A 12236-nucleotide genomic window follows, 5' to 3' on the forward strand; every position below is an offset into this window, starting at 1 on the left:
TATTTCATCATAGCAGAGCTTGACTCAAAAAAGGATAAAGTAATGGTACGATTAAAGCGGTAAGTAATGCGCTCAATGCCATTGCCACTGAAGCAAATGCACCAATACGCGGATGCTCAACAAGTGCGGCGGCGGTGCCTATTGCATGAAATGCAGTACCAATCGCAACGCCTTGTGCCTGATGGTTATAAATGCCCACCTGACGAAGAATAAGTAGCGCGAACAAAGCACCTAATAAGCCGATAAAAATCACCATCGCAGCTGCCAGCGAAGCGATGCCTCCGAGTGAATCAGTGACTAGCAGAGTAATGGGAGTAGTGACCGATAAAGCGGCAACAGATGCTGCTAATTGTGTAGGCACATTAAATGCAGCACTGAGTAAGGTTGCAACCACAGTGGCATTGATTATGCCCAGACTACAGCAGCCAACAATCAGCAAGAGATTTCTTCGTATATGCACAAATTGTTGATATAGCGGTAATGCAAGCGCAACAATGGCAGGCTCCAGTAAATAGCTTAATAGCTGGCTATGGCTAGCAAATTGCGAATAAGGCAGTGAAAAACTCACTAGTAATATGGCTATAAGCGTAATAGTGATAAAAACGGGATTAGTCAGCGCTTTTAATAAAGGATTGTTAATGGTTGTATTGAGCTTCCTTAACCCTAAAAACAGCGTGATAATTACAGGAATACTTAACCACCATAGATCAATCATGTTCAATCCTGCCTTTAAATACACTGATCACTGCTGCGATAAGCAGTAAGCTGGTCAATGGCACTAAAATGAAAACTGCACTGAGAAATTGCCATTGCAGGGCGATGATTTCAAGGTGTTCGATAAAACCAACCCCAGCAGGGATGAAAAAAAGCGGCATGACATTTAATAATGGCTTAGCACAGGGAGTTAAGTGATGCTCTTTAACTACGTTTGTTAAAAGTAACGTAAGTAGCATTAGCATCGCTAATAGGGGGGCTGGAAAGCTACCTTGCAGCCAGTGCATGATTATTTTTGCTATCGCCAAGCAACCTAAAATCAAACAGCTGCTGAGTAAATAAGGAAAGATTTTTTTAAGCACAGTTCGGGGATCCATTGATTATTTACTCACTACAGGTCGTATTATACTTCAGCATATTTGCTTGTTGAAAACTATGCGACTTATTGCTTAGCGTTGATATTAAGTGAATTTGTTACCAACGTTTACTATTTTGATACTCGATGTTGTCGGCGCCTTTGGCTTTTGCAATGGCCTTTTTTGTATTGCTGTTAATAAGCAGACGAATTTGGCTAATGGTTTCTTTTGCTAAAATTTGTCTTCTTGGAGTGTTAAAACTTTGTTGGGTAACGCGTTTGATTGCCGCTAAAGTATCCGGTGAGCGAGCTAATAAGGTATTGATCATTGCTAAACAGCGTTGCTTTGGATCCGCATTTACTTCGGTTATTAACCCTAATTGCAGCGCTTTATCAGCACTAATAGGATCTGCATGACTGGCAAGCCACATGGCATCGTCACGTTTTAGTAAGCTAGGTAGTACAACATTTGCACCCATATCAGGGCATAGTCCCCAGCGCGCTTCCATAATGGCTAATTTAGCATCTGGGTGCACAATCCGATAATCAGCCCCAAGAGCTATTTGCAGGCCACCACCAAAGCAATTACCTTGGACGACTGCGAATACCGGCACACTTAGTGATTGCCAACCCAGCACAACTTGCTGCGCTAAATTACAGTTACCCGGTAACCATTTAAATAGCAACTTGGCAATATTTATGGGACTTTTCATAACGGCAGCAACATCCAGTCCAGCACAAAAATGCTCACCATCACCTTGAATAACGACAGCGCGGATAGTCGGGTCTTTTTTAATTTTTTTAATGATACTTGTCAGCTGTTTGAACATGACAAAATTCAACGCATTTTGTTTATCTTTTCGGGATAATGTAACGAAGGCGATTGCCTGTTGTGTTTCAAAATTAATCATGTCAACTCCTCTGACCTGTTTAAGTTTAGCTTACGAGCTAATTGAATTGATGTAAAGCGTGGCTTTCTTGTTTGAAAAGCAAGCTATTTTATAGCCTGTTATTGTGAACCTCAGATACAAATGATTACAAAGTGGTCTATATTTTTAATCGGGTGGCTTGTTATATGATCGACCCATAATAGCCTCTGAACGTAACTTGGCGTTTAAACACAATTTAAAATAAACATATAAAGGTAGTGCGCGCAGCTACTAAGGAGATAAACCATGCTAAAAAGGTTCACGCCTAGCATTTTAGGAACTTACATGTCATTAGCGATCAAAGGGGTTGTTGGTACAACATTAATCGCTTTTTTAGCTGGTTGCTCAGATGATAATGCTACCAAACAAGTCGCTCCGCCTCCTGCGGTTTCAGTATTTAATGTTGTTACCCAAGAGGTGGGGAATTATCGAGAGTTTGTTGCTCGCACGGAAGCTCATCAGGAAGTGAAAATTCGCGCTCGTGTTGAGGGTGAATTAATAGAACGTCATTTTGATGAAGGCTCATTTGTTGAAAAAGGACAGCTACTACTGAGAATCGATCCAAGTGAATATCAATCTTCTGTTGCTGAAATTGAAGCGGACTTAAAAAGTAAGCTTGCTGGCGAAGATGGCGCATCTCGCGATTTAAAACGCGGTAAAGAAGTTGCTGCACAAGGGTTTATCTCACAATCTGATTTGGATAAATTAACCACTAAGTATGAGCAAGCTGCTGCGGCTGTTATCTCAGCAAGGGCAAGCCTTGAAAAAGCAAAATTAAATTTAAGTTACACCGAAATTAAAGCGCCGTTTGCAGGGCGTATTGGTAAGGTTAATTACGATGTAGGCAATATTGTTAGTCCTTCCTCAAATGAACTAGCGGAATTGACCGATGTGGATCCAATTTATGTCAATTTTCAAGTAGAAGAAGGTGATTACATTAGTTATCGTCAAAAACATCAAGACAGTGCTAATAACCCTCAAAATGTACCAATCGATTTATCCCTGCGTTTGCCAAATAACTCGGACTTGGGGGCTAAAGGGCAGTTAGATTTTGCCGATACGAAAATTGATCGCAGTACTGGCACTGTTGAATTAAGAGCGACATTTGCCAATCCACAAAACATTATAATGCCAGGCTTGTTTGTCACCTTAATTGTTGAAAGTAAAGATAAGAAATTACAAGCACTTATTCCTCAAGCAGCAGTACAAGAAAATCAACAAGGTAAATTTGTACTCGTGGTGGGTGAAGATAACAAAGTTGCTACGCGCATTGTGCAACTAGGACGGCGCATTAATGCGATGTGGGTCGTTCAATCGGGCCTTGAAGAAGGTGAGCAAGTGATTGTTGAAGGTTTACAAAAAGTACGTCAAGGGGTCGAAGTTAAACCAGTTGAAAAAAAGGTCGATCACACCACTGGTACAATTTCTAGTCAATCAGACGCTGCAAACTAAAGGAAACGCACATGATAAGTAAAACGTTTATCGCGCGGCCTAAATTTGCCCTCGTTATTTCGATAGTGATTACGCTAGCGGGTTTGATTTCCATGGGTTTGCTGCCAGTTAATATGTATCCCGAGATTACTCCACCGCAAATACAGATCACCGCAGTTTACCCTGGCGCCAGTGCGCAAATAGTGGAAGAGTCTGTGGTCAGACCCATTGAAGAGCAAGTTAATGGTGTCAAAGATATGATGTATATCGAGTCCAGCTCCAGCAATAACGGCACTGCTACGATAACTGCATACTTTAAGGTGGGCACGGATACTGATATTGCTCAAGTCAATGTACAAAACCGTGTCGCGTTAGCTGAACCAGGATTACCCAGCGAAGTAACACGCCAAGGTGTATCGGTTAAGAAAAAATCCAGTTCAATGTTATTGGGTATTAACTTGTATTCTAGCCAAGCAAACATTGATGCTATTTTTTTAAGTAACTATGCAACAAATTACTTAACGGAACCGCTGGGACGAATTAAAGGCGTGGCATCGGCTGAGGTTATGGGTGAGAAAACCTATTCAATGCGATTGTGGTTACGTCCAGATAAAATGGCGGCGTTAGGGCTGACAGTAGGCGAAGTTAGAGCCGCATTACAAGAGCAGAATACCATAGTGGCAGCTGGTAAATTAGGTGCTGCACCGAGTTTACCAAGTCAGCAGTTTGAATATTCAATTCAAGCTAAAGGGCGTTTAAAAACTCCAGAAGAGTTTGGCCAAACAATTATTCGTGCTAATCAAGATGGTAACTTTGTACGTTTAACTGATATTGCCCGCATCGAACTTGGCTCAGCTGATTACAGTATTAACGCTAAGTTAAATCAGCAAGATACCGCTTTTATAGTTATTTACCAATTAACCGATGCCAATGCAACGCAAGTGGCAAGTGATGTTAAAGCCACCATGGCAGAGCTTGCTAAGCAATTACCAGATGGTGTTGAATACTCAATACCATACGATACGACAGAGTTTATCAATCGCTCAATCGAAGAAGTGATTGTTACATTATTTCAAGCTGTTGGCCTGGTTGTTTTAGTGGTGTTTTTGTTTTTACAAAATTGGCGCGCGACACTTATTCCAACTATCGCTATTCCAGTATCGTTGGTGGGCACGTTTGCTTTTATGATGGCTATGGGTTACTCAATTAACTTAATTACCTTATTTGGTTTAGTGCTGGCGATTGGTATTGTGGTAGATGATGCAATTATTGTAATTGAGAATGTTGAGCGGATCCTCAAAGAAGAAAAGTTGCCGATTAAGGAGGCGGTCACTAAAGCGATGGAGCAAGTAACCGGGCCTATTATTGCGACAACTTTGGTGTTATTAGCCGTATTTGTGCCTGTAGGCTTTATGCCTGGTATTACCGGGGAGCTTTATAAGCAGTTTTCTGTAACGATTTCGTTTGCGGTATTAATTTCATCGGTTAACGCATTAACCCTAAGTCCAGCTTTATGTGCGCTATTGTTAACAGAAAAGTCTATGAAACCGATAAAATGGCTGGCGCCAGTCGAGCAAGGCATTGTTAAATCAACTTCCATCTATTCTAAAATCATCCACTTTGTTTTAAAACGCTCGGCACGAGTGGGTATTTTTGCCTTAGTTATTTTTGTGGTGGCAGGCTGGCTGGCTAAAAGCGTTCCAACAGGATTTGTGCCAGCCGAAGATCAAGGTTTTGTGTTTGTAGATGTGCAATTACCAGATGCGGCGGCTTCTGGTCGCACTGCTGATGTGATGCATAAAATAGGTGACATTATTAAACAAGAACCTGCAGCAACTGATTTTATTGCGGTATCCGGTTTTTCTTTGATTGGCGGGGCGGGCTCAAATAATGCTTTAGGTATTGTTATTTTAAAAGACTGGGAAGAACGCACTAGTGCTGAACTAGGCTTAAAGTCAGTGATTGGTCGTTTGATGGGAAAAATGTGGGCCATGCCAGATGCGCAGATAATGGTATTTAACCCGCCGCCAATTCCTGGTTTAGGTAATAGCGCTGGTTTTGAGTTTCGCCTACAAGACAGTGAAGGTCGGGATCCGACTGAATTGGCGCAAGTACTTAATGGTCTGGTATATGAAGCGAACCAACATCCAAGCTTGAGTAATGTGTACAGTACTTTTAGAGCAAATGTACCGCAGTACTTTTTAGAGATAGATCGCAATAAAGCAAAGGCTCAAGGGGTTGCATTAAGTGACATATTCTTAACGCTCCAAGCCCAGCTCGGCTCATTATATATTAACGATTTCAATCAGTTTAGTCGTACTTATAAAGTAATCATGCAAGCTGAGAGTGAGTTCCGTAAAAATCCTTCCGACTTACAGCATTATTTTGTGCGTAATAATGAAGGCGACATGGTGCCATTAACGACACTTGCTAAACTTGAACCAATTCTTGGGCCAACAACCCTTAAGCACTTTAATTTATATCGTAGTGCGAGTATCAGTGGTCAAGCAGCTGCGGGGTTCTCAAGTGGTGATGCAATAGCTGCCATGGAAGAGCTAGCTAAGCAGTTACCTAATGGCTATGTATTTGAATGGGCAGGGCAATCTAAACAAGAAATTGAAGCTGGCAATATGGCACCGTTGCTATTTGCTTTGGCCGTTATCTTTGTTTACTTGTTCTTGGTTGCACAATATGAAAGTTGGACGATCCCTTTTTCAGTTATAGCCGCAATTCCCCTGGCGATGTTTGGCGCAATGTTAGCGTTATACGTACTGGGTATGGAAAATAATATTTATGCACAAGTGGGGTTAGTACTGCTTATAGGTATGTCGACCAAAACTGCAATCTTGATTGTAGAGTTTGCGATGGAAGAACGGCTTGCCGGCAAGAGTATTTTTGATGCGGCTCTTAGTGCAGCCAAAATGAGGTTTCGTGCGGTATTAATGACGGCTCTTTCATTTGTATTAGGTGTATTACCGTTAGTATTTGCAACTGGCGCGGGTGCTGGAAGCCGCGTATCGCTTGGTGTCACTGTGCTAGCCGGCATGTTAGCCGCGACTATATTGGGTACTTTGCTGGTGCCATTATTTTATAGTTTGGTGCAGTCAATGCGCGAAAAAGTAAAGGGCACAGCGACAACGCAAACGTAAAATAAGCCCTGTATAAAAAAAGTCAGGGAAACCTGGCTTTTTTTTGTCAAAAATTTGCTGAGGTTTGATACTATATCTGGCATTAGCATCATGAAAGGTTTATGGCAATGACAGGACCCCGTTTATACAGTGAAGAAGAAGTAACGCATCAAGCTTACGATATCTTTTTAGAGTTAGCCCCAGATAACCTTAGTGAGCAAGATGTTGATGATTTTAACCAGCATCGTGAAGAGCTTGGCTTTATTGAAGAAGGTGAGCCTGATGACCAATGGCAAGATTTTGTCGCATTAGAAATAGAGCCAGAATTATTTATTCAGGTGTTAGTGGGACTTGAATTCGATAATCAAGATATTTTATTTGCTAAAATTTTGATTAGCCGTGATAAAGACGCGCCGTTTTGTCATATATTATGGAAAGATAGCGAATAATCTCGATGCAGTATCTTAGTGAAAACAGCCTTGTTTTAAATATCAACACAGTGAGCGAACAGTGATTAGGTTACTGCTGTTGTTGGGCTGTCTGCTTAGCTTTAGAGTCTGGGCGGTTGATCCTTTTGAAGACTTTCATGAGTACGGTCAACTCTCAGATGAAGAGATCCATAAAATCCATCAAGGCGAACTATTATACGGCGATACTGAATTTGGATTTATTGTTAGTCGCGGTAATACTAATTCGACCAGTTTTAAGTTCAAAGGTAACTTATATCAAGATCTTGAAAATTGGCGTAATCAATTCAAGATAGATAGTTTATATAAACGTGATCGTAACGACACCACTGGCAATGATGAAGTCTCGGCAAACCGTATATTTTTCTCTGCGCAGGGCAACTATAAAGTAGGGGTAAAAAATGCCTCATTCTTTATGTATGGTGATTATGAAGAAGATGAATTCAGTGGTCTTGAGTTTAAAAGCACACTTGCGGCAGGTTATGGTAATCGTTTATATCAAGGGGTAAAAAACCAAGTTGATTTTGATATAGGGCCTGGTTTATACCGCTCGGTAGCACAAGATGATGCTGAGCTTGAAGATGAGCAAGACAAAACCAAAACCGGTTATTTATTACGTTTAGCACTGCAGTGGGAGCGTACGGTCTCGACTCGAACACGTTTCAATCAAGATTTAAGTATTGAACAGTCATTGTCAGGATTGAACTCACGATTAAAGTCAGAAACATCACTGATCAGCCAACTAATGGGCGCTGTATCATTAAAGTTTACTTATTTATATCGTTATAATTCTAAGCCGGAAGACGATAAGTTAAAGTTTGATTCAGAACTAAGTGCGACATTAGTTTATAGTTTTTAATATTTTAGAGAGTGTTATGTATCAGCATAAGCAATTTGCACTGTTCATTTTTGTTATTCTAAGTTGGATTGCCAGCTTTGTTGGTTTAGCTTGGTATTTAATTGGTGCCGATATGCCGTTAATGGTATTTGCAGCGATTTTAGTGCTGGTGGGGTTTTTGTTCCATGGTTTAACCATTAAAGTTGATGACAGCCAAATTAGCTGGGGGTTTGGTCCTGGTGTGTTTGGTGATAAGTTACAGTTAGTGGATATTATTGAAGCTAAAGCGGTAGAAAACTCTTTTCGTCATGGTATTGGCTTACGTATTACCCATGATGGTTGGGTATACACAGTGTCAGGATTTAGCGCGGTACAGCTAACTTTAAAAGATGGCAGCCAATATCGCTTGGGAACTAACGACCAAGATGGTTTACTGGCAGCGTTGGCGGGTAAGATAAGTGAGCCAATAGCAGAGCCTACACCCGTTTGATTAAATTATAGATATAAAAAAAGCGCAGTAGCGCTTTTTTTATTGTCGGTTTAGTCCACTAAGTCGATATTAGTGGTCGTGACCACAGCCACCATCACCATGGACATGGCCATGCTCTAGCTCGTCTGCTGTTGCATCACGCACTTCAAGTATTTCTACATCAAAGTTTAAAGTGATGCCAGCGAGTGGATTATTACCATCAACAATTACATCGTCTTCTTGAATATCAATGATCATTACAGATTGATCGCCGTCATCTGTTGAGGCACGAAATTGCATACCAACTTCAATTTCCATGCCTTCAAACATCGACTTAGGTACTGCTTGCATCAGATCATCATGGCGTTCGCCATAACCTTGCTCTGGTGGCACAGTAACGCTGAGTGTGTCGCCCGCTTTTTTACCTTGCAGGGCATCTTCTAGGCCTTGAATTAAGTAACCGGTACCAACGATAAAGATCAGTGGCTCACCATCAAATGAGTTATCGATAGAGTTTTTGTCATTATCCATGACTGAATAATGCATTTTTACCACTTTATTTGTTGCAACGATCATAGTCACTCCTATTTATTCGTCTTCGAGAGAGTAGGGTAGAGGAAGGATTGATAGCTCTACCGTTGGGGCATGTTTTGCACGCAGTAACTGACTAGTTTCACTGTCGTTTGGCAACACAACAAGGCCAAATAAGGTTTTACTTTGTTGATTGTAGGCTTGGCTTATTAATTTGCCAGCACGACGCCAGTTTTCACCCATTTGGGTTTCAAGCTCTGGTTCAGCTAATTCTCCATCGCTGTGCCCTGATACGATATACATAGCGCGTTTATTTTTACCAAGGTATTTCATGCGGGCAACGGTTTCTTGGCCTGTGTAACAGCCTTTACGAAAGCTTACTCCACCGATAGCTTGCAGGTTAACCATTTGTGGTACGTATTCACCGAGTGCCGCTTCATTGAGCTCAGGCTCACCCGCTAAAATACTATGTTGGTGCCACAGCGCGTCGTTTTCAAGGGCGATAACCTCATCAGGCAGTGAAAATTCGTCATTAACCATCAGTAAAATGCGGTTTTTTGCTAATTTTAGTGCTTTACCATGACTAAAATCGCAAGCGCTATCTTGCTCATTAAAATGAATGTTCAACGCATTTAAGGTTGCAGCTAGATCATCACCGATTAAACCAATTAACTTGCTGGTAGCAGCGTGTATTTCAACTTTTGAAAACACCGCATACTTTTTTAATTCAGTTAAAGATTGAGCGGTTTCAACCGCTGATGCTGCTAAATAGTAACTATCTTGATAAGCAAAGAGCTTGGCTACACTCCATAATTTACCTTTGGCATTACAGTGCCCAGCCCATAAGAAGTTGGTTTGGTTGAGCTTATTAATATCTTGGGTAATTTGGCCATGAAGGTAGGCGAGTTTATCAACACCGCTAATGCGGATCAGCTGATGTGATAAAGGGCATGCGTGTACTGTTGACATAAAAACCTGCGTTACAAGAAATGTAGGCGCGTATAATACCGTAGTTAGCGCTGCTGGTATAGATGCATAAATAGCTGTTTATTCAGGTGCAATTTGTTAAACTGCTAAGCAACTTAGTACGAGGTAAAAAATGACTGAAATTCACAATAAAGCGCGTATCCGCTGGGCTTGTCGCCGCGGCATGTTAGAACTAGATGTGTTATTTATGCCATTTGTAGATGAGGCATTTGATTCGTTATCTGTACAGCAGCAAGCTGTTCTTCAACGTTTGCTTGAAGCGGATGATCCCGATCTATTTGCGTGGTTTATGGGCCATCAAGAATGTAAAGATCCTGAGCTTAAACAGATGGTACAACTGATTTTAGACCGAGTTCGTGTATAGGTTTAGGGTTACTAATAATGTTCCAGACCACAGACCTTTTGTGGTCTACTTTAGCTTGTTCGCAGTGTGTTATAGCTTATTTTTAACTAGCGTATTAGCGCAATTTATTTGTGTCGCCAGTAGTACTATTTTTGGCTATGTAAGTTGGCACTGGTATAAAAAATCCCATCCTCAGCAAGGCGTTTTTATATTAGATTCTACGCAATGTCGTTTTGAAAATAATACGCTAAAAATAAATGGCCATATCAGCAACAAAAGCCGTGTTTATCAAAGCAGTGTTTGGTTATATATTAATGGCTTTGCAAGCTCCCACTGGCTGATTATTAATGCCAGCGGGGTTGATGAACTGAGTTTTGTGCGCTTGAAACGTCTTACTTTGGCTGCTCGTCATGAGCAAGCGGAGTTAAAATAGTGGGCGTTGGATTATCATTTAACTGCGGGTAGTCAATGGTATAATGCAAGCCTCTGCTTTCTTTTCGCTCCATTGCACTGCGAATTATAAGCTCTGCTACTTGCACTAAATTACGCAGTTCAAGCAAGTTATTCGAAACGCGGAAGTTTGCATAATAATCACGAATTTCTTGCTGTAGTAATTCAACTCGGTGTAACGCACGTTCTAGGCGTTTAGTTGAACGCACAATGCCAACATAGTCCCACATAAATAGTCTTAGTTCATGCCAATTATGGGTGATCACCACTTCTTCATCTGAGTTAGTTACGCGGCTTTCATCCCACATCGGCAGCACTTTTAATGCTGGACTATGTTGTATTTTTGCTAAAATATCTTTTGCTGCGGCGTGAGCAAATACAATGCACTCTAGTAATGAATTACTGGCCATGCGATTAGCGCCATGTAGCCCCGTATAAGCGACTTCGCCTACCGCATATAAGTTATCTAGATCGGTCTTGCCGTTAAAGTCAGTCATTACTCCACCACAGGTATAATGTGCCGCAGGAACCACTGGAATTGGATCTTTAGTGATATCGAGCCCGACACTTAAGCATTTTGCATAAATGGTCGGGAAATGCTCAATAATAAAGTCTTTATCTTTATGGCTAATATCTAAATACACACAGTTAGCACCTAAGCGCTTCATCTCAAAATCGATAGCGCGGGCAACAATATCGCGTGGTGCGAGCTCTTCACGCTCGTCAAAGTCTTTCATGAATCGTGTGCCGTCAGGGCGCTTTAAATAAGCACCTTCACCGCGCATCGCTTCGGTGATCAGAAAGTTTTGTAGCTCTGGGTGATATAAACTGGTCGGGTGGAATTGGTTAAATTCCATATTGGCTACTCTACAACCTGCCCGCCAAGCCATGGCGATACCATCACCACTGGATACATCAGGGTTGGATGTGTAAAGGTATACTTTACTGGCACCACCGGTTGCTAAGGCTACAAACTTAGCTGAAATTGTTTCGACTTTCTTTGCCGCTCGGTTCCACATATATACGCCATGAATATGTTTACCGTTTTGGCCTAATTTTTTATCACCAATTAAATCTATCGCGTTGTATTGTTCTAATAAGGTAATTTCTGGGTGCGCTTGTACTTGGCTTATTAGCGTTGTTTGCACTGCTCGGCCGGTGGCATCTGCAGCGTGTAAAATTCGGCGATGGCTATGGCCGCCTTCACGGGTTAAATGAAAGCGCTCTTTGCCTTTGCTATCAAACTCCATATCAAAAGGCACGCCTTGCTCGATTAGCCATTGCAAGCAGTCATGGGCATTACTTGCGGTGTATTGCACGGCGGTTTTATCACATAAACCACCACCGGCATCTAAGGTATCTTGTACGTGAGATTCAATGCTGTCATTCTTTTTATCAAACACGGCAGCAATGCCGCCTTGTGCATAAAGTGTGGAACCTTCCGTCAATTCACCTTTGCTGATCACGGTAACTTTACAGTGATTAGCTAAAGATAATGCTAATGAGAGGCCAGCTGCGCCGCTGCCAATAATAGCGACATCCGTGATATGGTGTTTATTTTGGTTCATGTCCGTGGTCTTTGCGGTTACAATGC

Annotated in this window: 13 protein-coding genes; 7 read left to right on the forward strand and 6 right to left on the reverse strand. The window is 41.6% G+C overall.

The window, feature by feature from the left end; all coding sequences use genetic code 11:
* Window positions 1-7: 7 nt before the first annotated feature.
* The 3 genes from H5154_RS00105 to H5154_RS00115 all read right to left on the reverse strand — a co-directional run bounded on the left by H5154_RS00105 (window position 8) and on the right by H5154_RS00115 (window position 1980).
* Window positions 8-715 (reverse strand): LrgB family protein, encoded by a 708-nt coding sequence (locus tag H5154_RS00105; protein WP_149980912.1) that lies wholly within the window; start codon window positions 713-715, stop codon window positions 8-10.
* Window positions 708-1091, reverse strand: coding sequence for a CidA/LrgA family protein (locus H5154_RS00110; RefSeq protein ID WP_182716996.1), 384 nt, complete (start codon window positions 1089-1091; stop codon window positions 708-710). Before H5154_RS00110 ends, H5154_RS00105 begins: the two co-directional genes overlap by 8 nt.
* Window positions 1092-1188: 97 nt before the next feature.
* Window positions 1189-1980, reverse strand: a complete 792-nt coding sequence (locus tag H5154_RS00115) for a crotonase/enoyl-CoA hydratase family protein (protein ID WP_182716997.1) — start codon at window positions 1978-1980, stop codon at window positions 1189-1191.
* A gap of 303 nt (window positions 1981-2283) precedes the next feature.
* Here H5154_RS00115 and H5154_RS00120 point away from each other — a divergent pair, with 303 nt between their 5' ends.
* The 5 genes from H5154_RS00120 to H5154_RS00140 all read left to right on the forward strand — a co-directional run bounded on the left by H5154_RS00120 (window position 2284) and on the right by H5154_RS00140 (window position 8352).
* Window positions 2284-3450, forward strand: coding sequence for an efflux RND transporter periplasmic adaptor subunit (locus tag H5154_RS00120; RefSeq protein WP_182716998.1), 1167 nt, complete (start codon window positions 2284-2286; stop codon window positions 3448-3450).
* Between the two features lie 11 nt (window positions 3451-3461).
* Window positions 3462-6578, forward strand: a complete 3117-nt coding sequence (locus H5154_RS00125; RefSeq protein WP_182716999.1) for an efflux RND transporter permease subunit — start codon at window positions 3462-3464, stop codon at window positions 6576-6578.
* 107 nt (window positions 6579-6685) lie between these two features.
* A complete protein-coding gene (locus H5154_RS00130) occupies window positions 6686-7006 on the forward strand; it encodes an HI1450 family dsDNA-mimic protein (RefSeq protein ID WP_145237630.1) in 321 nt (106 codons plus the stop codon).
* A 61-nt stretch (window positions 7007-7067) separates the two neighbouring features.
* Window positions 7068-7883 (forward strand): DUF481 domain-containing protein, encoded by an 816-nt coding sequence (locus tag H5154_RS00135; protein ID WP_149980906.1) that lies wholly within the window; start codon window positions 7068-7070, stop codon window positions 7881-7883.
* 16 nt (window positions 7884-7899) lie between these two features.
* Window positions 7900-8352, forward strand: coding sequence for a hypothetical protein (locus tag H5154_RS00140; RefSeq protein ID WP_182717000.1), 453 nt, complete (start codon window positions 7900-7902; stop codon window positions 8350-8352).
* A 69-nt stretch (window positions 8353-8421) separates the two neighbouring features.
* Here the strand turns inward: H5154_RS00140 and H5154_RS00145 are convergent, their stop codons facing one another.
* Window positions 8422-8907 carry a peptidylprolyl isomerase gene (locus H5154_RS00145; protein ID WP_182717001.1) on the reverse strand — a complete coding sequence of 162 codons (486 nt, stop codon included), beginning with the start codon at window positions 8905-8907 and terminating at the stop codon, window positions 8422-8424.
* A 12-nt stretch (window positions 8908-8919) separates the two neighbouring features.
* Window positions 8920-9831 carry a tRNA-modifying protein YgfZ gene (gene ygfZ / locus H5154_RS00150; protein WP_182717002.1) on the reverse strand — a complete coding sequence of 304 codons (912 nt, stop codon included), beginning with the start codon at window positions 9829-9831 and terminating at the stop codon, window positions 8920-8922.
* A 130-nt stretch (window positions 9832-9961) separates the two neighbouring features.
* On the opposite strand from ygfZ, the gene H5154_RS00155 reads away from it, so the two are divergent.
* Together H5154_RS00155 and H5154_RS00160 are read left to right on the forward strand one after the other, a co-directional pair.
* The gene (locus H5154_RS00155; RefSeq protein WP_054205400.1) at window positions 9962-10213 is read left to right on the forward strand and encodes a succinate dehydrogenase assembly factor 2; all 252 of its coding nucleotides are present in this window, start codon (window positions 9962-9964) and stop codon (window positions 10211-10213) included.
* 40 nt (window positions 10214-10253) lie between these two features.
* Window positions 10254-10625 carry a hypothetical protein gene (locus H5154_RS00160; protein ID WP_310736225.1) on the forward strand — a complete coding sequence of 124 codons (372 nt, stop codon included), beginning with the start codon at window positions 10254-10256 and terminating at the stop codon, window positions 10623-10625.
* Here H5154_RS00160 and nadB read toward each other — a convergent pair.
* Window positions 10585-12210, reverse strand: coding sequence for an L-aspartate oxidase (gene nadB / locus H5154_RS00165; protein WP_182717003.1), 1626 nt, complete (start codon window positions 12208-12210; stop codon window positions 10585-10587). The two genes, H5154_RS00160 and nadB, sit on opposite strands and share 41 nt — an antisense overlap.
* Window positions 12211-12236 lie beyond the last annotated feature (26 nt).

Origin of the sequence: Pseudoalteromonas sp. SR44-5 (genome assembly GCF_014163675.1) — a bacterium.
Lineage (GTDB): Bacteria > Pseudomonadota > Gammaproteobacteria > Enterobacterales > Alteromonadaceae > Pseudoalteromonas > Pseudoalteromonas rhizosphaerae.